Genomic DNA, 24429 nt, shown 5'->3' on the forward strand with positions numbered 1-24429 from the left:
TTAAGAGGTTCAATACATGCGTGTCTTCGTCCAGGTGCCGTGCCTCAACGAGGAGGCGACGTTGCCGCTCGTGTTGAACAGCATCCCGAAACAGATCGACGGCGTCGACGAGATCCACATCCTCGTCGTCGACGACGGCTCGTCGGACCGCACGGTGGAGGTCGCGCGCGAGTTGGGTGTCGAGCACTTCGTCTTCCACACGCGCAACATGGGCCTCGCACGCTCCTTCCGCGACGGGGTGGATTATGCGCTCCAGCACGGCGCCGACATCGTCGTCAACACCGACGGTGACAACCAGTACCCTCAGGACCGGATCGCGGACCTCGTCCAGCCCATCCTGCGAGGCGAGGCTGACATCGTCATCGGCGACCGCCAGACGAAGACGATCGCGCACTTCTCGCCGTTCAAGAAGCTCATGCAGGGCGTCGGCAGCACGATCGTCAACTTCGCAGCCGAGACCGACCTCCCCGACGCCGCGAGCGGGTTCCGGGCATACTCCCGTGAGTCACTCATCCGGCTGAACGTGGTGACGCAGTTCAGCTACTGCATGGAGACGATCATCCAGGCCGGCAACAAGCGACTGCGCATCGCCAGCGCCCCGGTCAAGACCAACCCCAAGACGCGCGAATCGCGGCTGTTCAAGAACATCTTCCAGCACATGGGTCGCTCCGGTCAGGCGATCATGCGCAGCTACATCATGTTCAAGCCGCACGTGGTGTTCCTCACGTTGGCCGCGGTGTTCTTCCTCGGCGCCGCCATCCCCTTCGGCAGGTTCCTGGCGCTCACGTGGCTCGGAATCGCCGGCGACCACATACAATCGCTTATCTTCGGCTCGGCGATGCTCGTAGGAGCGCTGCTCAGCGTCGCACTGCTCGTCATCTCCGACATGCTGCGCACGAATCGGACGCTCGTCGAAGACGCCCTCGAGCGCATCAAGCTCCTCCAATACGCGCCCGATCGCCTTATCGATCCGACCGCGGTGACGTCGGCGGATGCGTCGCATCACCCCTCGCTGCCTGTGAGCGTCGATGCGGTCCAGGCGCTGCTCGCACGGCGCGACCAGCGCGGCCCGGTCGACGACCCGGCCACCGTCGCCGTCGTCGCGCGCGAGCACGAAGCGGGGGAGGATGCCGCGAATAACGTTCGGCCCGGCATCCCCGAATCCGCCTCGCGCTGACCGCAGCCCATCCGCTCGTACGAACCCTTGGGAGACCCCGCGTGCTGAACACGCTCAAGCGCATCGCGAAGGATCTGCTCGCGATCACCTGGATCCGGCGCGTCTACGAGGTCGTGAACCGCGTCGTCCTCGAGACGTTCGGTTCCAGCAGGTTCCTGACGTATCTCTGGTACCTGGTGAGCTTCATCACGTTCAATCGCGAGCAGTCCGCCGTCCTGCGAGGAAGGCGCGACTACTACCGCAACAAGCACCGCGACCGCGTGACCCACGTCGAACTGCGCCGCAACATCCATCGGCTAGAGAAGGGCCTCACCATGCGCCCTCGCCGTGATGTGTTCGCCCGCGACTACATCACCGAGACGATCGAGTTCTACGAGGAGGCCGTGAACCAGTGCCGCGTCTCGCCGGGCACGATGGAGCAGAGCGAGATGGACTGGGCGCACGACGTGCTCACCGAGTATTTCCGCGTCGCGGTGGGCGAGGACGCCACCGTCCAGGCGGCCCGCAGCCGGTTCGAGGCGGCGGAGTACCCGGGCGAGTCCACGGGGAAGGTCCCCTACGTCAAGACCTCGCTGTCGGACGTCGACTACGAGTCGCTGTCCTCGCTCGTGATGCAGCGCCGTAGCGTGCGATGGTTCGAGGACCGCGAGATTCCGCGCGACCTCGTCGACAAGGCCCTGCTCCTCGCACGTCAGGCGCCCACCGCCTGCAACCGGCTCCCGTACGAGTTCCGGATCTTCGACGAGCCCGAACAGGTCAGGATGGTCTCGGCGATCCCGTTCGGAACCGCCGGCTATGGGCACAACATCCCCGCGATCGCCGTCGTCGTCGGAAAGCTGGAGTCGTACTTCAGCCCTCGCGACCGACACGCCATCTACGTCGACAGCTCCCTCGCGGCCATGCAGTTCATGCTCGGCCTGGAGACGCTCGGCCTCAGCTCGTCCGTCATCAACTGGCCGGATTTCGAGCCCCTTGAGCGCAAGATGCAGAAGTCGCTCGATCTGGCGCTCACCGATCGCGTCGTGATGCTCATCGCGATCGGCTATGCCCACCCCGAAGGCATGGTCCCTTACTCGCAGAAGAAGGAACTCGACACCTTCCGGCGCTACAACTGATCGATCCGAGATGACAGAGGCAGCACCCGTACCGCGCTGGGCCAAGCGCGCCATCCGCTGGGGCGTCACGGTCCTGGTCCTGGGCGTGGTCGCGTACTTCTTCGCCGTCGCGCTGTGGGAGAACTGGGATCGCATCGCCGCCGAGCACCTCGCGTTCGACCCGCTCTGGATCCTCGCAACCATCGTGTTCGCGAGCGCCGTCCCCGTCACCGGCCTGCTGTGGGGTCGGATGGTGAGACTGCTGGATCGAGACCCCGACGGCCGCGTCGCCCCTGTCGAGGCGATCGTGGTGCAGTGCGCATCCTGGCTCCTCAAGTACATCCCCGGTCAGGTCGGGTCCGTCGTCAACAAGGTCGTATGGGCGGGCAAGAAGGGTGTGAGCCGCTCGCTCGTGATGATCACCTTCGTCTACGAGAACGTGTTCCTGCAGATCGCGTCCGTCGTCCCGAGCGTCGCGATCCTCCTTGCAAGCCTCGGCCCACAGATCTTCGGCGACAACGCGACACTCCTCGTTTTTCCTCTTCTCGTGCTCGTGCCGATGACGGCCATCGGCTACAAGCCGCTCTTCCACGCGCTCGTCAACATCCCCGCACGCCGAGTGCTCAAGAGCGAGGTGCCGCCCGATTATTTCCTCACCTCTTGGCAGGCTGTGCGCTTCTCGTTCGAGTTCCTTGCCCCGCGCATCCTGAACGGCGTCGGCTTCGTCCTTCTCGCCGGAACGGTGGCCGACATTGGCCCCGAGCAGTGGCTCCCGTTCGCGGCCGCGTACGTCCTGGCCGGTGCCGTCGGCATCCTCGCCTTCTTCGTGCCGAGCGGTCTCGGTGTGCGAGAGGCGATCATCGTGCTCATCCTGAGCCAGTACATCCCCGTTCCCGAGGCGATCGTCATCAGCCTGCTCGCGCGACTGCTCAGCACGCTCGGCGACGGACTGGTTGCCCTCCTCTATGTCGGCATGCGCCGCACCATCCCCAAGGAGCACCGTCCATGACAGGTCCCCGAATCACGATCGTCGGCTCCGCTCTATCGGGCAACAAGGGGGCTTCGGCGATGCTGGAAGCGGCCATCCAGACACTCGGCGCGCGGCTGGACGACCCGCAGTTCACCTTGCTGAGCATGTACCCGGCGGAGGATGCCGCGCAGAACGTCTACTCGAACCTCGAAATCGTCCCGGCCGGACCGCGTCAGCTCGGCGTGACGATCAACTCGCTGGCACTGGCCTACCGCGTCCTGCCGTTCCTCCGACGCATCCTCCGCTCGCGCTCGCGTGCGATCAAAGCCCTCGCAGAGTCCGATGTGCTGCTCGACCAGGGGGGTATCACGTTCACAGACGGGCGCGAGAAATTCCTGCTGTACAACGTGGCGTCGATCCTGCCCGCGCTGAACACCCGCACGCCGGTGTTCAAGTGCGCACAGGCCGTGGGTCCCTTCCAGAACCCGGTCAACAGGTGGGCGTCCAAGACCTTCCTGCCGAAGGCCCGCACGATCGTGACGCGGGGGCGGATCACCCACGAGTTCGCGGAGGCGCTTGGGCTCACGAACCTCGTGGCGGGTGCCGACTACGCCTTCTCACTGGAGCTCGACGGCACCGAGCACGAAGCGGTCGCAGAGCAGGTCGACATGTCATTCTTCGACGCGGACGTCGTGGGAGTGTGCCCGAGTGTCGTCCTGCAGATGAAGGTGGATGCGCGGGGCGGTGACTACGTCGGCCAGATCGTCGCCTTCATCGAGTCGCTCCGCGCGCAGGGCAAGCGCGTGCTCTTGGTGCCGCACAGCGTGCGCACCGGGACCGACAAGACACACAACAACGATCTGCCGCTGTGCCGTGAGATCCACTCCCGACTGCGACTCGGCGACGATCTGCTCTTCATCGACCGTGAGCTGTCGTCTCAACAGCTCCGGTACGTCATCGGCCGCTGTTCGCTGTTCGTGGCCAGTCGGTTCCATGCGATGGTGTCGTCCCTCGCGATGGCTGTGCCGACTCTCGTGATCGGCTGGAGCCACAAGTACCGGGAGGTGCTTGAGATGTTCGAGCTCGAGGAGTGGGCGTTCGGTCACGATGAGCTGACGCTGGATTACCTCGGCGAGCGATTCACAGCGCTCGACAACGCGCGAGAGGAGGTCAGAGCCAAGCTCGACACCCACCTGCCGAAGGTCAAGGAGCGCTCGATCATGCAGGCCGACCTCATCGCCACGCTTGTCGGCGCCGCGCGATGACGCCGGTTCGCGTCGTCAGCCACGGTGCGCCGTCCCCGACGACGTCGACTGCAGCAGTGCTCGCCCGCCGAAGCGCCATGCAAGGGTGACGCACGCTGCTCGTGGATTCGCTCGAACGAATCAAGGCGCTGCAATATGCGCCAGACCGCCAACTGGACCCCAACCGGATCGAGGTCGCCCCCGCAGCGTCCAACGGTCAATCGGTGTCTCGTGAGCGGAACGGCGGCACGGGGCGCATGACAGCTGCCGCCGGGCGCTGATAGGCCTGTTCCCAGAGCTTGAGATCGTCTACGGCCCGGGGGCGCGACGGGCGGAGCGACGCAACAGAAGCATCGAAATCGCTGCCGCGACGAGGTCGAAGAGGACATAGCCGAGCCGTGAGACGGCGGCGATCAGCACTGCTGGTGCATACGCGATCCCGCTGATTGCCGCGAACACGACCTCTCGCAAGCCCGCCCCGGCGGGCACAGGCACGGCGACGATGCCGATTGCCCAGGCGGCGACCGCGGCAAACGCGATGCGGCCGGGATCATGTGGAGGTCCCAGCGACATTGCCACGAGCACGGCAGCGACTCCGGTCAGAGCCCACCCGGGAACGGTGATCGCGGCAGCTGCGAGCATCTGCGACCAGGTCGGAACGATCCACGACTGGTCGCGCTTGGTGACCTTCTGAGTCACTCTCAAGACCAGCCCGACGACGGCGGGGTGGAGGCACAGCGCCCCAGCCGGCAGCAAGAGCAGCGGGGCGAACCGCGCAACACCAGCGAGCCCGATCGACGCGAACACCCCCGCGATTGCGCAGAACCACATGGCGCCTACAACGGTGAGGCCGAGGCTGAGCAGCGTGCCGATGTATGCCGTGCGGCGGTCGACGCCGCCACGGCGAGCCAGTTCGCTGCGACCGACAATCGCCCAGACGCCGCCCGGGACGTACTTGCCGACCTCGCCGGCGAAGAACCACTGAAGCACGAGCGACGGGGGATGCCGGTCACCGAGGAGCGCGAGCACCTGACGCCAGCCGAAAGCCTGGAATACGAGGCCCGCACCGCCCACGGCGACGGCCGCTGCGAGTAGCCAGAGGTCCGCCTGCCGAACGGCTGTTTCCACCTCGGGCCAACTCGACCAGAGCGCCCACACGCAGAAGCCGATCGCGGCCGCGGCGATCACCCAGCCGACCGCCTTGACGGCGGGGTTGGATCGCCCGGCCGGCGGCGGGTCTTGCGGGGAGTCGTCCTCCGGATGGTTCACCCTCGACACATTACGGGCGGTCCCCCGCCTGCCCGTATCCGCCGCCATCGCGGGCGCGGTCTGCCTCCGCGACATCCACGGCGATGTGCGGCGAGACCCCCGACCAGTCCTTGGCTGGGGGTTTCGTCGTCCGGCTACTCCGATGCGCTGAGTTACCCTGAAACGCGGCGTGCCGTCTGAGTGGCCGGCGGCCGAGGGAGACAGGTGCCCTACAGTGACGTCCTCGTCTGCACCCGTGACATCTACGGCCTCGATTGACCTCCGCGAGTCGTACCTGGCCCACGAACGCGGCGCGGCGCGTCGGTCTGCTTTGATAGGCTTCACGCGGTGTCGGTGACGGCACCGGCCGAAGCAGTTCGGACACCATCCCCGTCGCCAACGCCCGTTTCGGGCGACCGTACCCCCGCGCGATGACCGAGACCCAAAGAGCCCCACGTGACGCCGACTGGCCGCGTCGATACGCCAGCCGTCTGTTCTACTCCGATGCGCTGGTCGTGGCCGCAACGTTGGCGATCTACGGCTGGATCGCCCTCGATCAGCTCGTCCGGCCGGTGTCCTGGCCGGACGGCCCCTCCATCCCCTATTGGGCCTTCCTCGTCGTCCTCGGCCTTGTCTGGCTTCTCTCCTTGGACGCGATCGACACGCGCGACCGGCACATGATCGGTCACGGCATCACGGAGTACCGCCGGATCGTCAACGCGACCGTCATCGTCTTCGCCCTCGTGATCGCGGTGGCCTTCTTCTTGCGCGTCGATATCGCGCGCTCCATCTTCGTCGTCACCCTGCCGCTCGGTTTGGTGGGCCTCCTGCTGTCGCGCTGGCTGTGGAGACAATGGCTCCGCCGTCGGCAACGGCAAGGCAGCTACGTCTTCCGCGCAATCGTCGCGGGGGAGCGTTCGAAGATCGCGCACATCGCCAGCCAGATTCAGCGCACTCCCGACTCCGGCTACGTCATCATCGGCGCGCTGACGACCGGTGGCGTGCGTGCGATCGGCGATATCCCCGTACTCGGACACTTCGCCGATGCCGGAAGCGCCGTCGAACGAGCAGGCGCCGACACCTTCATCGTCGCCGGCTCGGACGAGCTCGACCCGCAGACGATGCGGCGCCTCGGGTGGGAGATGGCCGACCGCGACGTCAACTGGGTTGTTGCTCCTACTCTTACGGATGTCGCCGGTCCGCGCATCCACGCTCGGCCCGTCGCCGGGCTTCCGCTGGTTCACATCGACTTCCCCACCTTGGCGGGGTACAAGCGAGTCGCAAAGCGCGCGTTCGATCTTGTCGGGTCGCTGATAATGATCCTGGTGCTGTCGCCGATCATGGTGGTCACCGCGATCGCGATCCGCGTGGACGGACGCGGACCGGTGATCTACCGGCAGACCCGGGTGGGCCGCGGTGGTGTCGAGTTCGGCATGCTCAAGTTCCGCTCCATGGTCGCCAACGCCGACGACCAGCTTGCGAGTCTGCTCGACGTGCAGGGGACCACCGACCAGCCCCTGTTCAAGGTGACGGACGATCCGCGGATCACCCGGGTCGGCCGGTTCATCCGCAAGCACTCGATCGACGAACTGCCGCAGCTGTTCAACGTGCTCACCGGGAGCATGAGCCTCGTCGGGCCCCGCCCGCAGCGTGCCGCCGAAGTCGCACTCTATGACGACGATGCACACCGTCGCATGCTGGTCAAGCCCGGCATGAGCGGGCTCTGGCAGGTGAGCGGACGCTCCACGCTCTCTTGGGAGGACACGATCAGGCTCGACCTCTACTACGTCGAGAACTGGTCGTTCACGCAAGACATCCAGATCCTCTTCCGCACGATTCGCGCGGTGCTGGTTCCGGGCGACAGCGCCCACTGAGCGCGTTTCTCGGCACTGTCACAGGCCGGCTCGGGTACCATCCTCTGGTGTCATCCAAACCCGTGCCTGGACGCTTCCGTCGCGGTCGCGCGGGTAATCACGGGCCGTCTCCGAAGCTCCGTCGGGCGTGGCCGTGGGTTCTTCTCGGCACGTTTGCGGTTCTCGTCGGAGTCGCCGTGGTAGGTGGGGTTTTCGCGCTTCAAGCGCTGGAGGTCCGCGACGACCTCATGGCAGCCAAGCTCGAGCTGAGCTCGCTGACCGAAGCGTACAAGACCGGGGACGCCGCGGCCTTGGAGTCGATCGGCGCTGAGACACTAGAGCTGACGACCAGCGCAGACGCGACGGTTCAGGGGCCGCTGTGGGACGCTGCATCCGCTCTTCCGTTCGTCGGCCAGAACATCGCCGCTGTCAAAAGCGCCACCGAAGCCACGCACATCATCGTGCGCGACGCGTTGCCGGCCGGGATCGAGCTGCTCGGTGTGATGACGCCTGACAAGCTCAAAGTCGAAGGCGGGGGCATCAATCTCGTGCCCTTCCAAGAGGCGCAGCAGACCCTGCCGCAGATCAAGACGGTGCTCGCAGATGCGCGCACAAAGATCTCAGGAATCGACCGTGAGGCGCTTCTTCCGGTGGTCGACGATGCCGTCGGGCAGCTGATCAGCGTCGTCGACGAAGCGGGCCCGATGCTCGACACGGTAGAGCAGCTTCTGCCCATCGCCCTGCGGATGGCGGGGGTGGAGGGGCCGCGCGACTACCTCGTCTTGTTCCAGAACAACGCAGAGATCCGCGCAACCGGCGGAAACGCTGCGACGTCGACGTTGATCCACGTCGACAACGGCAGCATTCAGAAGGTCGAGGGCAAGCCCGTCGACGACTTCCTCGTCGCCGGCATCAATGGAGACCTGCGCTCAGACCTTCCCGCTGAAACGCTCGAGCTCTACGAGTCCGACTTCGACCAGTTCTCGCAGAACTTCACCCGGACTCCCGACTTTCCGACGACGGCCAGTCTTTTCAATCAACTGTGGCAGCAGACGAACGAGTCGCAACTCGATGGCGTGATCTCCATCGACCCGGTCGCGCTGTCGTACATGCTCGCGGCCACGGGGCCGGTGCCGCTCGACGACGGCACCGAGATCAACGCCGACAATGCGGTCCGGCTGCTGCTGAGCGAGGCCTACGAGCGGTTCGGCACGGACGGTCTCGCCGCCGACGCATACTTCTCGGATGTCGCCTCGCGGGTGTTCGACAAAGTCGCAAGCGGCTCATGGGGTCCGACGGCGATGATCGACCAGGTGATGCGCGCTGTCGGCGAGCAGCGGATCTATGCGTGGTTCCCGCGCGAGGACGAGAATGCGCTCACGTCGGAGTTCAAAGTCGACGGTGCGCTCACCGCTGACAACATGGCGGCGACGCAGGTCGGAATCTTCCTCAACAACGCCTCTTACAGCAAGCTCGAGTACTACCTGTCGACCTCGATGAATGTCACGTGCGACGCCGCAGCTCGCACGATGACCACGTCGCTCACAATGGTCTCAACGGTGCCGGGCGGCAACCTCAGCCAATACACACTCGCATGGCGCAACCCATCGCTGCACATCCCGCGCACCACGATGATCCTCGACACGCTCTACGCGGCGCCCCCCGGCTCGACGATCACCGCGATCGACCCGACTGACGGCGACATGACGAAGTGGAATCGCGACGGCGCAGAGAAGGGGCATCCGCTCTCGAGCCGAACCATGCTGCTGACGATGGGTGAGACCAAGACCGTCTCGTTCACGACACAGCTTCCCGAGGGCGAGCTCGGCCCGCTCGAGGTGCGCTATTCGCCGACGGTCACGCAGACGCCTGTCACGGTGGATGCATCGTGCGCGGCACTGTTCCCTGCGGCTGAGTGACCTTCCCTCGGTGACCCGGTCGGCCCGCGCGGACAGGTTCCGGCGGGAAGGGCCGCCCGGCCCTGCGGATCGGCGCCCCGGGGCATCCGCGCCAGTGACGGCAGGAGGGGTGTTGCGGCGGGGATCCGCGGAGCACAATGGGCACCGAGACGCCCGCCCCGGGCAGTGAAGGAGCCGAAAATGGGTATCGAAGACCTCGTCAACCAGGGCAAGCAGCTCTTCGAAGACAACAAAGACAAGGTGCAGGGCCTGCTCAAGTCCGACCAGGCCGAGGACATCAGCGACAAGGTCCTCGACGCCGGAGCAGACCTGGCGAAGAAGGTCCTCCCCGACGAACACGACGCAAAGGTCGACGGCGTTCGCGACTCGATCGACGGCGCGATCGGCAACCAGTAGAACGAGAGTGCAGGATGCAACGACCCGGGGCCATGCTCCGGGTCGTTTCTTCGCTCGCCGGGCGCCGGCCCGGTCGATCTCGCGTTCGGGCGGGCCGGGCACTCGTGCGTCCGCCTGCACCTCAGGATCTGCGAAGGATGCCGAGTCGTTACTTGACGGGCCGGTCAGTCGAGGTTAGGTTCGCCGATAGGTGTTCAGCCACGTGCGTTCTGGGGTCTGGGAAATACGTCAGGGCTGACGCCAAGGGGAGATCCAGCTTGGGGGATCCCCTCTGCCTGCAATCGATGAGGGAATCATGGGCGAGCTCTTTGGGGAAAACAGTCGTGCACGCAACGCGGGGACGCGTCGTCGGCAGCGAGAGCAGCGGGTGCAGAGGGAGCGCGAGCGCCTTCTGACGCTGCGCCACCGTTGGTACGCCGGCGGTATCGCAACGCTTCTCAGCGGTGCGCTCATCTTCTCGGGCGTGGCGCCCGCGACGGCAGAGACGGTCACCCCGTCGCCTGACGCGACCACATCGACCGAGGCCGAGACGACCGACCCGACGCCGACCGAAGAGCCGCAGCCCGTCGACACCGTGCCGACCGAGGACCCGCAGCCCGTCGACACGGTGCCGACCGAGGACCCGCAGCCCGTGGACACGGTGCCGACTGAAGAGCCGCAGCCCGTGGACACGGTGCCGACCGAGGACCCGCAGCCCGTCGACACGGAGCCGACCGAAGAGCCGTCGGATGCCCCCACCGAGGAGCCCACCCCGACGCCGTCGCCCACCGAGACGGCGCCCGAGCAGACGTTCAAGTCGCTCGCGCTCGACGTGCCGGGCTTCGAGGCGCTCGTCGCGGGGCCTGACGGCGCGACGGCCCCCTACGTGTACTGGACCGTGAAGACGAGCGGCAATGTGCCGGTCGGTGGAGCGCGCTTCACGATCCAGGGGCCGCGGTCGAATTCCAGCACCGGCAATGACGACCAGAACAGTCAGTGGAGCAGCAACGAGGCGACGGTGGTCGACTGTATCGCCCTGCCGTGCTCCGGGCCCGACCAGGACTCCGACCCGGGCGAGTTCCTCGTCAAGACGTTCGACGGCCACACCGTGCTGAACAACCGCCGGTACCGCGTCCAGCAGATCAACGCCGCGCCGACGGGTTACACCTTCACCGACACCGCCTTCCGCAAGATCCCAGGGTCGGGACAGACCCCGACCACAAGCCCGTGGTCCGGCAGCGTCTACAGCTTCGGCAACTTCGTGAACAACCCGGTTCCCGGCGCGACCATCAAGGTCACCAAGCGAGTTCTCCGCGACAGCACCGCGTACCTCGACGGCGCCGTCTTCCAGCTCTACACGGGCGCGTCGAACCCCACAACACCGGTCAACGACGCCTGGGCGACGTGTGAGATCGACCCGCCGAGCACTCCGGCCAACTCGTGCACCATCAACGTGCCGAACACCGCTCTCGGTCAGAACTACTGGGTCGTCGAGAAGACGCCCGCCCCCGGCACGTTCGCCCTCGAGAACGTCGCGGTCGGCCCGGCCACCGGCAACCTCAATCCTCCGCGCGCCTACCCGGGCCAGACGGGCACTGTCAATTCCGGTGCCAGCATCAATGTCCCGCTCAGCGGCTCCGGTGACACCTCCAGCATCGGCGAGGTCACCAACGGCATCATCAACCCCTCGCTCGCATCCACGTGCCTCGGAGGGCTGAACGTCGCACTCGTGCTCGACCGCTCGACGTCGATCGAATCGAACGAGCGTGCCGCCTATGGCGACGCCGTGCGCGATCTGGTCAACGCGCTCGTCACGCCGGCGAACAACATCAGCATCACTCCGATCATGTTCAACTCGGGCGCCACCGTCGGCTCGACGAGCGTCGCCTCTTCGACGCTTGCCAACAGCCTCCACGACACGCTTTCGAACACCGGCAGCAACGGCTGGGCGGCCGCCACGAACTGGGATGTCGCTCTCCAGGCTGCCGCGAACGGCTCGTACAACGTCGTGCTGATGGTCACCGACGGCGCGCCGACGCAGAGCACCAGCACGGGCAGCGCAGACAACGTCCGCATCTTCCACATCGAGCAGGCCGTGCTGTCCGCGAACGCGGCGAAGGCGAAGGGCATGCCCGTCATCGCCGTCGGCGTGGCGATGCCCGCCAACTCGCAGCCGAACCTTGAGGCGATCTCTGGCAAGACCGCCAACCAGGACTTCTTCACGGCGGACTGGAGCGGTCTCGGCGTCGAGCTGAAGAGGATCGCTCAGAAGCTCGCCTGCACGGCTGAGATCCACGTGAACAAGACCGAGGTCTCGGCCACCGGGGTCGAGACCCCGCTCGCCGGCGGCTGGACCTTCACCGCGAAGATGACCGGCGGCGAGGGAACGCTGGCGGGCAACAACACCGCCAAGACGACCACCCAGGGCAACTCGGTGACGTGGCAGCAGTCCTTCAGCGCCACCGGACAGCACGCGACCGTAGAGGTCACCGAGACGACGAAGCCCGATTGGGATATCTCGAGCGTCTCGTGCAACGGGCAGCCTGTGCAGTTGGCGGGCGACAAGTGGACCATCTCGGACTTCACCCTCGGCGACGACATCACCTGCACCGTCAAGAACGTCGCTGCACCGAAGGTCGGCAGCCTCGAGATCCGCAAGGTCGTCAACGGCGGTGGCCTGGCCGACGGCACGACGTTCAGCGGCACGTACGACTGCGGCCAGGGATTCACCGGCGCCTTCAGCACGCTGACGCCGGCCGCTCCCGTCACGATCGGGGGCATCCCCGCCGGCCGCTCCTGCACGGTCACCGAGAACACCGGCTCGCTCACCGGCTCGAACGGGCTCGTCGACGCCTCCTACGTGTGGGATGTCACCGGGTCCGTGTCGCCGGCGAACGTGACGATCGAAAAGGACAAGACGTCTGTTCTCACGATCACGAACAAGACCAAGCGCGTCTACGGCTCCATCCAGGTCGAGAAGAAGCTCGTCGATGTGCCGAGCGGGTTCAACGGCACCTTCACCGGTGACTGGTCGTGCGTGTACCCGGGTGACAACAAGAGCGGCACGTGGAGCATCACCTTCACGGGCGGCGCCGCCGGTGCGACGGCCTACACCGGTCCGCGCACGCAGATCCCGCTGACCTCGGACTGCACGGTCACCGAGACCACCCCGAACGACTCGTTGCTGTCGTCCTTCACGGGCTACACCTGGAAGTCGTCGGTCGTCGCTCCCTCCGGCGCGACTGACCTGCCCTCGACGACGCCGGTGAAGTTCACCGTCACGAACACGGCGCAGCGCTCGACGCTGAAGCTGGTCAAGGATGTCACCAACTCGAACGGCGGTTCGCTCACCCCGGCCGACTGGGAGGACAAGCTCTACGCGAACGGCTCCCCATACGACGGAACCAGCGCGAAGCCCGTCCCCTCGGGCAACTACGTCCTCACCGAGGACCAGTTCGCGGGCTACACCGAGGCGAGCCCGACGGCTCTGTCGTGCACCGGCGGCACGCTCACCGGCAACAGCGTGAACGTCCCCAAGGGCGCGAACGTGGTCTGCACGTTCTACAACGTCGATGTCGCTCCGACGCTCACGCTGAAGAAGAAGGTCGACAACAAGAACGGCATCGGCACCGCCTCGTCGACGGAGTGGACGCTCTCGGCCACCGGCTCGAACGGCGGCTTCTCGCAGGTGGCGGACCAGAACGTGAACGTCGGCGAGAACACCTCGACGACCGACAAGAATCCTGTCCGCGCGAACGTCACCTACACACTCGGCGAGGACGGCCCCGCGGGCTACTCCGAGAGCGCCTGGGTGTGCAACGGCGGCACCTTCACCGGCCCCGATCAGCTGAAGCTGGCACCGGGCGACGATGTCACCTGCACCATCACCAACACGGTGAAGACGCACATCGTCAAACTGAAGAAGGACTGGCAGAACGGACTGACCGGCGCTTCCGCAGCGTTGGGCATCGCCTCGGGCGGGCGCACGTCCGCTCCGGTCACCTCCAACGTCGGCGACGCACCGCAGGACAAGGTCGCGACGCTCGAGGTCGCCGAGGGAGCGACGGTCGACCTGTCTGAGACCGTGGAGGGTCCCGGCACATACGCCACGACACTCGACTGCAGCCCCACCCAGACCCTGACCAAGACCGACGACCGCCACCAGTCGTTCGTCGCCCCGGCTCAGGACGTCACCTGCACGTTCCGCAATGCGGCCAGTTCGGTGACGGTCGAGCTGAAGAAGGTGTGGGCGGACGACTCCTTCACCGGCGACAAGGCCACGCTGAACATCAAGAGCGGCGCCGAGGTGCTCACGACCGGCGTCTCGACGGCTCTGGCGCCGACGACGATCAGCACGCCGGTCCGGATCGGCGACAAGATCGTGCTGTCCGAGACTCTGGGCTCGATGAACCAGGGCAAGTACGACACCAGCTGGACCTGCACGATTGACGGCCTGGCTCCGCAGGACGGTGCCGACAAGACCGGCGAGATCACCGTCACCGGTCCGCTGTCCTGCACGGTGACCAACACCCCGAAGACGATCACGGTCACTGTGGACAAGCAGTGGGTGAACGGCTTCACGGGTGATGTCGCGAAGATCACCGTCAACGGCACGCAGGGCACGTCGACGATCGACGACGCTGACGGCACCGAGACCGACGGCGCCGTCGTCACGAAGGTCGTGCGCGTCGGCGACACGGTCAACATCTCCGAGAGCCTGCCCGGCTCGAACAGGGGTCGCTACGACTCGCAGTACGGATGCGGCTCGGTCGGCTACACCGCCGGAACGACCATCCCGTCGTTCAAGGCCGAGGTCGACGTCCACTGCTGGTTCAAGAACACGGCCCGCACCCACCGGGTGACGCTCGACAAGAAGTGGGTCGACGCGATCCAGGGCGACAAGGCGTCGCTGACCATCAACGGCGGCACCCCTGTGGTCAGCACCGCGAACGGCCAGCCCGACTCGTGGCTCGACCCGACGAACAAGGCGACCGCCAGCGTGCGCGTCGGCGACGCGGTGGCTTTCGCCGAGACCGTCAACGCGATCAGCGGCAGCGACTACGTCTCGACGTACTCGTGCACGCCGGCCGCGGTGACGCCGAGTGTCGGCAGGAGCTTCGACATCGCGTCGATGCCCGACGCCGACGTGATCTGCACGTTCAAGAACACCAACGTTCGCGGCAAGATCACGCTGCGGAAGAACGTCGACAACGCCGACGGCGGCACGGCCGTCGATCGCGACTGGAAGCTCAACGCCGACGGCATCGTCGAGATCTCGGGCCGCGAAGGCGACGACAGCATCACGGACCGCTTCGTCCCGGTCGGCACGTACGAGCTCACCGAGACCGACGGCCCCGCGGGCTACACGCAGACGAACCTCGTCTGCACCGGCGGCGGAACGTTCACCCCGGCATCCGGACACACGCCCGCCAAGATCGTGGTGCCTGCGGCCGCGAAGATCGTCTGCACGTTCTTCAACGACGACATCGCACCCAAGCTCACGCTGAAGAAGACGGTCGTGAACACCGGGGGCGGAACCCACCCGTCGACCGACTGGACGCTCTCGGCAGTCGGCAACGGCGGCTTCACCGAGAAGGCGGAGCAGAACGTGACCGCGAACTCGTCGACCACCCAGACCCACACGGTCAAGGCGGACACGGGCTACACGCTCGGCGAGTCGACGATCCCCGGCTACACGCCCGGCAGCTGGTCGTGCACGGCAGGCGGTTCGCTGCACAACGGCGTCGTGAAGCTCGGTCTCGGCAAGAACGTGACGTGCGCGATCACCAACACGGCGATCCCCGCCTCGGGCACTCACGAGAAGAAGGTCACGAGCACCACGCAGGGCCCCGACGGCGTCTGGACGATCGTCTACGAGATCACGGTGAAGAACACCTCGATCGCCTCGACCCTCACCTACGACCTCGCCGACGACGTGAAGTTCGGCTCGGGAATCGTGGTGCACAGCGCCACGTGGGCCGGCCCGAACGTCACCACCCCGACGACGGACTTCGCCGACACGACGAACTGGTCGACGCAGATCGCCACCGGAGCGCAGCTCCCGCAGAACGCGGAGGGCAACGCGACCCACGTCTACACCGTGACGGTGACCGCGACGATCCCCGCCTTCCCGGCTCCGGGCGACAAGTGGCAGAACTGCACGGTCGACCACCGCGAGAAGGGCACCGGATTCCTCAACGAGTCCGCGCTGACGGTCGGGCACAAGACGAGCACGTCGAAGGACTGCTCGACCCCGTCGTTCCCCGAGGTCACCAAGCGCGGCAACGCGGCGGTGCAGAACCCCGACGGCACGTGGAATGTCTCGTACCTCATCACGGCGGCCAACACCGGCGACAAGCCGATCCAGGTGTCCGTGGACGACGCGTTCCCGACGGCTCCGGCCGGATGGTCGTTCGTTCCCGACTCGTGGAGCGCGGCGACGTCCGAGGCGGGCCTGGTGATCGACGACGGTCCCTTCGCCCCGGGCTCCACCGGGACGATCTGGTCCGGCACGCTGCCGGCGAACGACTCGTACGACTTCACGGTCAGCGCGATCCTGAAGCCGTCCGCGGGCGCGGCGCCGATCGGTCCGTGCAAGCCGCACACCGAGACGGGCGGCCTGATCAACACGGCCACCGTGTGGTCGGGCACCGCGAAGGACGCCGACAACGGCTGTGTCGAGGTGCTGCCGCCGACGGTGTCGGTCGAGAAGGACGCGAAGTCGGTCTCTCAGAACGCCGACGGCACGTGGCTGGTCACCTACCTCGTGTCGGTGACGAACGACAGCGCCACCAAGACGGCGGTCTACGACTTGATCGACGTGCCGCTGTTCGGAACGGATGCCGCAGCCGACGATGTGCAGTGGGCTCCGGCCGACTCCGCGGGCGCGCCGACGGGTCCGTTCTCGGACGCGACGCCGATCGCAGAGGGCAAGGTGCTCGCGCCGCACGTCGGCTCGGCCGGTGTGGACTACTACGTCGTCCAGATCACCGCGACGATCAACGACGAGGCGTGGCAGGAGGGCGCGGGCGATGTGCTGACCCTTCCCTGCGATGACGGCGGGCTGCTCAACAGCGCGACGGCGACCGCGGGCGGCCACTCCGACACCGACGACGGCTGCATCGAGCCGAAGCTGCCGAAGATCAAGAAGCACGCCGTGAGCGTCGTCCAGCAGGACGACCCCTCGCAGTGGGCCGTGACGTATGACCTGACGGTCACCCCGCAGGGCACCGCCACGTTCTACGACCTGGCCGACGTGCCGAACTTCGTGGCAGGCGTCGACATCGTCGGCCCCGGCACGGCGGTTCGCATCGATGCCGGAGCCGGCCCTGACCCGGTGGTCTACGAGGTTCCGGTTCCGACCGGCGGCGACCCGGTGCCGTTCGTCGAAGACGTCCCGCTCGGCGCAGCCGAGACGGCTCACGTCTGGCGCGTGGTCTGGATCGTCGACATCCCGAGCCAGATCCTGCCGCCTTCGCTGCGGGACTGCACCGAGAACGGCGGCGGCCTCGACAACTACGCCTTCCTGACGGTGGGCGACGTGACGCAGACCGACGAGGACTGCATCCCGGTGAAAGAGAAGGTGTACCCCGACATCACCAAGACGGTGACCGGCCTGTCGCACGACCCCGCGAACGGCGAGTGGGAGATCGTCTACGACGTCAAGGTGAGCCTGGCGGCCGAAGGCAGCCCGGCGAACCCCGACGGCCTGTCGTCGGAGTACTCCCTCGACGAGGAGCTCGACTACGACGTGATCGATGTCGACGACGCATCGTGGACCGGGCGCACCTCGGGCACGTTCGCCGACGGCTCGGACACCGCTCACCTGGCACCTCTGCCGGACGTCGGCTTCGAACCGATCAAGGCGGGTGAGACGCACACGTACACCATCACGGTGCACGCGACGATCACGCCCTCCGACCTCGAGGAGTACGAGATCGGATGCAGCAGCCAGGGCGAGCAGCACCAGCTCGGCTTCTTCAACAAGGCGCTGATCTTCTTCGACGACGACCTGCCGCCGCGTGAGGACACGGCCTGCACCGTGCCGGTGTACCCGGACGTCGTCAAGACGCCGGTGTCGGTCGAGGACCGCGAGGACGGCACGCAGCGCGTCACCTACCAGGTGACGGTCACCGCGCCGGCACCCGCCGAGGGCCAGCCCGTCTCGAACGTCCCGTACGTGCTGAGCGACACGCCCGATGCGCTTCCGGCCGGTGTCACGGTCGGCGGCGACGGACTGTGGCACGCAGAGGCAGCGGATGCCGACACCCCGCCGGTGGGTGAGGCGACGTGGGATGGGCAGGGCGACTGGACCATTCAGGACGACGGCGACTTCTCGGCCGCCGACCGCACCGAGGGGCTGCTCACGCACACCTACACGGTGTGGGCCGACCTCGAGGTGACCGCGAAGCCGGCGGAGAACCCGGACCCGTGCGGCGAGGGCGACTCGGGCGGCATCGACATCTGGAACTCGGTCGAGATCACCTCGGGTGAGTACGCGGACGACTCCGAGGCCTGCGAAGAGGTGCACTACGACGACGTCACGCTCGTGAAGACGTCCGAGGGTGTTCCGATTCCTCCGGGCAGCGAGACGCCGTCTGTCGAGCCGGGTGACGTGTTCGACTACGTGCTGACCGTGACCAACAACGGCACGCGTCCGGCCACCGGCGTGCGCGTGCAGGACCCGACGATCAACGACCGTCTCGAGATCGTCTCGATCACGACGCCGGGCTTCACGTTCGACGGTCCGGGTCACGTGGGCAACGACGTCGATCTGACGCTCAATGAGCCGCTCGCTGTCGGCGCGTCGACACAGGTGTTCGTCCGGGTGCAGTTCCTGCCCGCGCCGACGCCCGCCGCGCCCGACGTGATCGGCGATGAGGAGGCGCCGGACTTCGTCGACCCGCTGGATCAGCTCGACAACACCGCGTGTGTCACATCGGATCAGGACGGCACGCCGGACTGCGACTCCGAGACGATCGAGACCCGTGACATCACGGCGACCGTGTTCACGCGCTGCGTGAACGACGCGCCGCTGCTGGGCTGGGCCGTCCGCAAGTCGGAGTCGCTGCGCGACCAGCCGATCACGCTCACGTGGGCGCCGACGGTGGTGACTCCCGACACCGACCCGATGAACGTGGTGTTCACGGCGCCGGGCGGCGAGTTGGAGTGGAGCGGGCTGGAGCAGTGGCCGGGCACGGTGTTCACACCGTCGGGCATCTCGGTCGACTACCCCGGCTGGCGGCCGATCGTCCTGTCGGACATCGCGGGAGTGAACGAGCAGGGGCAGACGCAGTACTACTTCCCCGGCACGACCGACGTCATGACGCCGCAAGAGCAGTCCTTGTTCATCTTCAACGGCCTCATCGCCGATGGAGCCGAGCCGGACGCCGCATGGCGCTTCGTTCCGGGCACGTATGACAGCGCCACCACATCGGTGTCGATCGAGGTCAACCCGGAGCTGGTCTTCTCGGCCTCGTACCCGCAGGCGACGCCGGAGTGCTTCGTCGCCCGCCACACCGAGGTGCAGATCGAGAAGTCCTCGAGCGTCCCCTCGACCGATCCGGGCAAGTCGTACACGTACTCGCTCGAGGTCAAGAACGTCAGCACCGACTCGGCGGCTGAGGGCGTGGTCGTGACCGACCCGATCCCGTCGGACGTCAAGATCACCGACGTGACCTGGCCGGGCAAGGGCGACGCGAGCGTCTTCCCGAACTGGCAGAGCTGCGCGGTGACGGGACAGAACTCGGCCGGCTACGGCGGCATGCTCGTCTGCGAGCTGTACGGCCCGCTGCAGGCGACGAGCGTTCCGGGTGGCGTCTCGGCCGCCCCGACGATCACCCTCGCCTCGACGGTGAACCCGTCGTCGAAGGCGAACGTGATCGTCAACACGGCGGTGGTCGACTACTACACCTTCGGCGACCCGGAGGACACCGGCCGCGACGTGGATGACGCGACGGTCACGCTGTCGGCCCTGCCGGCGACGGGTGGCAGCCCGGTGCTTCCGCTGATCATGCTGGGCTTCCTGGCACTGGCAGTGGGTGCGGCATCCGTGGTCATCACCCGCCGACGCCGCGGAGAACCCGCACCGCGTCTGTAGGACGTGAGGGAGGACGGGCCGGCCCAACGCCCGTCCTCTCCCGCACCGCCTGAAACACGCCGCCCCCGGTCTCGGCCGGGGGCGGCGTGTTTCGTCGCGCCGGGGGAGTGTGGCGATTTCGCTTCGAGGAACGTGACCCGATAGCCTGTGCGAACGACGGCTCTCCGTCTGCCGCCGGCCCGTCGAAGGGCGGCGGAAACACCGGTCGCGCTCAGCCCCGAACTGCGCGCGGCGCAAGCCCGTCCGACGGGTGTTCGATGGCGCGCCAGCGCGCGCCGCTGGGTAGATCGGTGCGCGCTCCGCGCGCCGCTGGGACAAGACGCTGCGGCGTCTGATGGGGAGGGGACACTCGTGCCTGAGGCGCGCAGGAGAAGGACATTCAAGGCATTGGCGGGCGTCGCGCTCGCCGCGGCGCTGGTCGCCGCTCCGCTCGTGACGAGCGGAGCGTCCGCGACGGGGCTCGGCGGCGGGGTCGGTACGATCGCGCACGCCGGCAACAACAACAACGGCAACAACGGCAACAACAACGGCAACAACAACGGCAACAACAACGGTAACAACAACGGTAACAACGAGGACGAGCCGGACTACTGGGAGAAGCACTACAAGTCCTACGACGCCGAGTGCTACAAGTACAAGCCCAACGACAAGACCAGCCACGGCAAGATCACCGGCAACGGCAAGACGGTCACGCTGAACGAGTTCCAGCAGTCGTGGCACGGCAATGCCTGGGTGGCCCTCATCGTCCACGCCAAGACCGGCGACAACGTGTTCGAGGAGCCCGCCGCGGGTGTCGCCTACGGCCCGCCGAAGGACGGAAAGAAGCAGCCGGACGTGTCGTACTGGATCGTCTGCAAGGGGACGATCCCGCCGACTCCGCCCACCGTCGTGACGCCGACGCTGACATACCGCCCGCCTTCGTGCACGGCGCCGGGCGTGCTCACTCGCAGCGAGAATGTCACGTGGACGTCCACGAAGAACGAGGACGGCACCACCACCTGGACAGCCGTCGCCAAGCCCGCAACGGTGTTCGCGACCGGGGCCGAGACCACCTGGACCGTGCCGAGCCTCGACCAACTGTCCGGCCAGGCCTGTCGCCCGGATCAGCCGCGCGCTGAGCAGACGAGCACCGACGCGTCCGACAGCGACTGCGCGAGCACGACGGTGACCATCACCACCACCACGACGACGACCCCCTACGTGTGGGACGACCAGGTCGCCGAGTGGGTTCTGGGCGAACCGGTCACCTCGACCGCGTCCGAGGACCGCCCGATGACCGTCGAAGAGAAGCTGGACTGCCCGCTGCCCGAGACCGTCGTCGAGAACGGCTCGTGGGTGGATGGCGAGTGGGAGTGCGGCGACACGACCGTCACCCAGACCCGCCAGATCAGTGAGACCGTGTACGCGTACGACGAGCAGGGCAACCCTGTGGCCAGTTCCGCGATCTCGCTCGAGAGCCAGACCCGCGATCTCACCGAGGACGAGATCGGCGACTGCCCGCTCGTGCCCGGCGGCATCGAGTCCGTGTGCGTGGGCGACGTGCCCTACCTCGGCTACGAGGTTGCCCTGCCCGAGGGCTACACGGCCGACAGCCAGACGCCGGTGACGATCAGCTTCGTCAACCCCGGTGGCGAGGACTACGTGGTCGACAACCAGCCCCTCGCGGGCTCGCTCCTGTGGCCGGGCGCCTCTGCCGCAGAGCCCAAGATGTGGCCCGGCTGGGAGCTCGTCGACGGCGAGTACGTCAAGACGACGGGCAACTTCGACTGGACCCGCGAGGGCGTCACGGTCCGCTTCGACGTCAACCCGACGTACTCGACCACGGTGGAGTACCCGGCGGCGACGGCGCTGTGCGCAAACCCGCTGCTGACAGACGGCGCGCCGGCCTCGACGCCCGGCTCCGACCCGCTCGCGGCGACCGGCGGCGGTGCGGTCAGCCCGATCGTCGTCGCCGGCGGCGGTGCGGCGCTGGTCGCCGGCATCGCGGTCGTGCTGATCGTGGCGTGGCGACGTCGTAAGGCCGGCCCGCGGTAACCTGCCACGCTGAGCATCGAGGGGCGGTCGCGCGCAGCGCGGCCGCCCCTTCGGCGTGAGGTGGCATCCGCGCGGTCAACCTGAGAAGCTGCCGAGCAGCGGGATTCGCGACACGCCCGGGTTTGCGACACGCCCGGGCGACCCCTAGACTAGTGAGGTTCCACATTCCTGCGCGCCTTCGGGCGTGCGCGGGATCACTGCCAGGGCAGTGCATAGGCGGCGCCACAGGCGCAGGGTCCTAGGCCGCGGGCAGCAGAACACGACACCGAAGCCACCCACCCGCATCCGCGGGGAACGCGCGTGCGCGTCAGGGGCTTCGGGACCGGATGCCTCGGCGCCGGTTTGACAGCAGAACAGTGGTGCGCAGCACCCGTCCATACGGGTGACGAAGTGCCATGGCGCCCCAGCGCCACTGTGCGTCCAATGCCACGAGGGTAAGACGCGGAAAGAGAGTGAGCAGACAATGGCGGGACAGAAGATCCGCATTCGCCTGAAGTCGTACGACCATGCAGGTCTCGACTCGTCGGCGCGCAAGATCGTCGACACCGTGACCCGTGCCGGCGCGACCGTTGTGGGCCCCGTGCCCCTTCCGACTGAGAAGAACGTCGTCGTCGTCATCCGGTCGCCCCACAAGTACAAGGACAGCCGCGAGCACTTCGAGATGCGCACCCACAAGCGTCTGATCGACATCATCGATCCGACGCCCAAGGCTGTCGACTCGCTGATGCGTCTCGACCTGCCGGCCGATGTCAACATCGAGATCAAGCTCTGAGGTTCGACATGGCTGACATCAACAACAAGGTTTCCAAGGGACTGCTGGGCACCAAGCTCGGCATGACCCAGGTCTGGGACGAGAACGGCAAGCTCGTTCCCGTCACCGTCATCGAGGTCGCGCCGAACGTGGTCACCCAGGTTCGCACCCCCGAGAAGGACGGCTACAACGCCGTTCAGATCGCTGCCGGCCAGATCGACCCCCGCAAGGTCAACAAGCCCCTGACGGCCCACTTCGAGGCCGCCGGTGTGACCCCGCGTCGCCACCTCACCGAGATCCGCACCGCGGACGCCGCTGACTACTCACTCGGTCAGGAGCTCACGGTGGACGGCACGTTCGAGGCCGGCCAGCTGGTCGACGTCGTCGGCACCAGCAAGGGCAAGGGCACCGCGGGTGTCATGAAGCGTCACAACTTCAAGGGTGTCTCGGCATCGCACGGTGCCCACCGCAACCACCGCAAGCCCGGTTCGATCGGCGCCTCGTCGACCCCGAGCCGCGTGTTCAAGGGCATGCGCATGGCCGGCCGTATGGGCGCCGAGCGCGTGACCGTCCTCAACCTCACGGTGCACGCCGTCGACGCCGAGAAGGGTCTGCTGCTCGTCAAGGGCGCCGTCCCCGGCGCGCGCGGCCGCACCGTCTACGTCCGCAACGCAGTGAAGGGTGCCTGATCTCATGGCTGACTCGACTCTCGCGCTCGACGTCGTGAAGGCAGACGGCAAGAAGGCCGGCTCGGTTGAGCTGCCCGCCGCGCTGTTCGACGTCAAGACGAACATCCCGCTCATCCACCAGGTCGTCGTCGCGCAGCTCGCGGCGGCTCGCCAGGGCACCCACTCGACCAAGCGTCGCGGTGAGGTCTCCGGCGCCGGCCGCAAGCCCTTCAAGCAGAAGGGCACGGGTAACGCCCGCCAGGGCTCGATCCGCGCGCCGCACATGACCGGCGGTGGCATTGTTCACGGTCCGAAGCCGCGCGACTACGCGCAGCGCACCCCCAAGAAGATGATCGCGGCCGCCCTGCTCGGCGCGCTCAGCGACCGCGCACGCGGCGCACGTCTGCACATCGTGGAGTCGTTCGGCATCGAGGGCGCCCCGTCGACCAAGTCGGCCGCTGCGGTCCTGGCAGGCCTTGGCGCCACCAAGAACGTGCTGGTCGTCATCACCCGTGACGACGACATCAACGCGCTGAGCGTGCGCAACCTCGCGTACGTCCACGTGCTGTACTCCGACCAGCTCAACGCCTACGACGTTCTCGTCTCGGACGACATCGTCTTCACCAAGGCCGCCTACGACGCGTTCGTCGCGTCCAGGGTCGGCGCCACCGAGGAGGTCTCGGCATGACCGCCGTGAACAAGGACCCGCGCGACATCATCCTGAAGCCGGTCGTCTCCGAGAAGAGCTACGGGCTCATCGACGAAGGCAAGTACACCTTCCTCGTCGACCCGCGCGCCTCGAAGACCGAGATCAAGCTCGCCATCGAGAAGATCTTCGGCGTCAAGGTCGCAGGCGTCAACACGATCAACCGCGTCGGCAAGGCCCGTCGCACCCGCTTCGGCGTGGGCAAGCGCAAGGACACCAAGCGCGCCATCGTCACGCTCAAGTCGGGCACCATCGACATCTTCACGGCAGTCGGCTGACGGTCGGGATAGA

Annotated in this window: 14 protein-coding genes; 13 read left to right on the forward strand and 1 reads right to left on the reverse strand. The window is 66.9% G+C overall.

Features of this window, described 5'->3' with window-relative positions:
* The first annotated feature begins 16 nt into the window (after positions 1–16).
* From AB1K54_RS01045 to AB1K54_RS01060, 4 genes are read left to right on the forward strand one after another with little or no spacing between them, the layout of a single operon-like run.
* Positions 17–1177, forward strand: coding sequence for a glycosyltransferase family 2 protein (locus tag AB1K54_RS01045; protein ID WP_371200836.1), 1161 nt, complete (start codon positions 17–19; stop codon positions 1175–1177).
* 41 nt (positions 1178–1218) lie between these two features.
* Complete coding sequence (locus AB1K54_RS01050) at positions 1219–2292, forward strand: nitroreductase family protein (RefSeq protein WP_371200837.1); 1074 nt, start codon at positions 1219–1221, stop codon at positions 2290–2292.
* A 10-nt stretch (positions 2293–2302) separates the two neighbouring features.
* Complete coding sequence (locus tag AB1K54_RS01055; protein ID WP_371200838.1) at positions 2303–3280, forward strand: lysylphosphatidylglycerol synthase domain-containing protein; 978 nt, start codon at positions 2303–2305, stop codon at positions 3278–3280.
* A complete protein-coding gene (locus tag AB1K54_RS01060; RefSeq protein ID WP_371200839.1) occupies positions 3277–4506 on the forward strand; it encodes a polysaccharide pyruvyl transferase family protein in 1230 nt (409 codons plus the stop codon). The genes AB1K54_RS01055 and AB1K54_RS01060 overlap by 4 nt, the downstream gene beginning before the upstream one ends.
* 288 nt (positions 4507–4794) lie before the next feature.
* Here AB1K54_RS01060 and AB1K54_RS01065 read toward each other — a convergent pair whose 3' ends face one another.
* On the reverse strand, positions 4795–5754 hold the full coding sequence (locus AB1K54_RS01065) for a lysylphosphatidylglycerol synthase domain-containing protein (protein WP_371200840.1): 960 nt from the start codon (positions 5752–5754) through the stop codon (positions 4795–4797).
* A 410-nt stretch (positions 5755–6164) separates the two neighbouring features.
* Here AB1K54_RS01065 and AB1K54_RS01070 point away from each other — a divergent pair, with 410 nt between their 5' ends.
* The 9 genes from AB1K54_RS01070 to rplW all read left to right on the forward strand — a co-directional run bounded on the left by AB1K54_RS01070 (position 6165) and on the right by rplW (position 24416).
* The gene (locus AB1K54_RS01070) at positions 6165–7607 is read left to right on the forward strand and encodes a sugar transferase (RefSeq protein WP_371200841.1); all 1443 of its coding nucleotides are present in this window, start codon (positions 6165–6167) and stop codon (positions 7605–7607) included.
* A gap of 176 nt (positions 7608–7783) precedes the next feature.
* Positions 7784–9505: a DUF4012 domain-containing protein gene (locus AB1K54_RS01075; protein ID WP_371200842.1), complete on the forward strand. Its 1722-nt coding sequence runs from the start codon at positions 7784–7786 to the stop codon at positions 9503–9505.
* A gap of 180 nt (positions 9506–9685) precedes the next feature.
* Positions 9686–9901: an Rv0909 family putative TA system antitoxin gene (locus AB1K54_RS01080; protein ID WP_371200843.1), complete on the forward strand. Its 216-nt coding sequence runs from the start codon at positions 9686–9688 to the stop codon at positions 9899–9901.
* A gap of 367 nt (positions 9902–10268) precedes the next feature.
* Entirely contained in the window at positions 10269–19979 is a 9711-nt protein-coding gene (locus AB1K54_RS01085) for a DUF5979 domain-containing protein (RefSeq protein ID WP_371200844.1), read from the forward strand.
* Positions 19980–20330: 351 nt separating this feature from the next.
* On the forward strand, positions 20331–22013 hold the full coding sequence (locus AB1K54_RS01090; protein WP_371200845.1) for a hypothetical protein: 1683 nt from the start codon (positions 20331–20333) through the stop codon (positions 22011–22013).
* Between the two features lie 463 nt (positions 22014–22476).
* Positions 22477–22785 (forward strand): 30S ribosomal protein S10, encoded by a 309-nt coding sequence (rpsJ, locus tag AB1K54_RS01095; protein ID WP_045246810.1) that lies wholly within the window; start codon positions 22477–22479, stop codon positions 22783–22785.
* Between the two features lie 8 nt (positions 22786–22793).
* On the forward strand, positions 22794–23453 hold the full coding sequence (rplC, locus tag AB1K54_RS01100) for a 50S ribosomal protein L3 (protein WP_371200846.1): 660 nt from the start codon (positions 22794–22796) through the stop codon (positions 23451–23453).
* 4 nt (positions 23454–23457) lie between these two features.
* Positions 23458–24120 (forward strand): 50S ribosomal protein L4, encoded by a 663-nt coding sequence (gene rplD, locus AB1K54_RS01105; RefSeq protein ID WP_371200847.1) that lies wholly within the window; start codon positions 23458–23460, stop codon positions 24118–24120.
* Entirely contained in the window at positions 24117–24416 is a 300-nt protein-coding gene (gene rplW, locus AB1K54_RS01110; protein WP_371200848.1) for a 50S ribosomal protein L23, read from the forward strand. The genes rplD and rplW overlap by 4 nt, the downstream gene beginning before the upstream one ends.
* The last annotated feature ends 13 nt before the right edge of the window (positions 24417–24429 follow it).

The sequence above is a fragment of the Microbacterium sp. BWT-B31 genome, assembly GCF_041379855.1.
Lineage (GTDB): Bacteria > Actinomycetota > Actinomycetes > Actinomycetales > Microbacteriaceae > Microbacterium.

What these genes read in the sequence shown, in the direction of transcription:
- AB1K54_RS01045 (WP_371200836.1), top strand. Translation starts at nt 17, where the DNA reads ATGCGTGTCTTCGTCCAGGTGCCGTGCCTCAACGAGGAGGCGACGTTG.
- AB1K54_RS01055 (WP_371200838.1), top strand. Translation starts at nt 2,303, where the DNA reads ATGACAGAGGCAGCACCCGTACCGCGCTGGGCCAAGCGCGCCATCCGC.
- AB1K54_RS01060 (WP_371200839.1), top strand. Translation starts at nt 3,277, where the DNA reads ATGACAGGTCCCCGAATCACGATCGTCGGCTCCGCTCTATCGGGCAAC.
- AB1K54_RS01070 (WP_371200841.1), top strand. Translation starts at nt 6,165, where the DNA reads ATGACCGAGACCCAAAGAGCCCCACGTGACGCCGACTGGCCGCGTCGA.
- AB1K54_RS01080 (WP_371200843.1), top strand. Translation starts at nt 9,686, where the DNA reads ATGGGTATCGAAGACCTCGTCAACCAGGGCAAGCAGCTCTTCGAAGAC.
- rpsJ (WP_045246810.1), top strand. Translation starts at nt 22,477, where the DNA reads ATGGCGGGACAGAAGATCCGCATTCGCCTGAAGTCGTACGACCATGCA.
- rplC (WP_371200846.1), top strand. Translation starts at nt 22,794, where the DNA reads ATGGCTGACATCAACAACAAGGTTTCCAAGGGACTGCTGGGCACCAAG.
- rplD (WP_371200847.1), top strand. Translation starts at nt 23,458, where the DNA reads ATGGCTGACTCGACTCTCGCGCTCGACGTCGTGAAGGCAGACGGCAAG.
- rplW (WP_371200848.1), top strand. Translation starts at nt 24,117, where the DNA reads ATGACCGCCGTGAACAAGGACCCGCGCGACATCATCCTGAAGCCGGTC.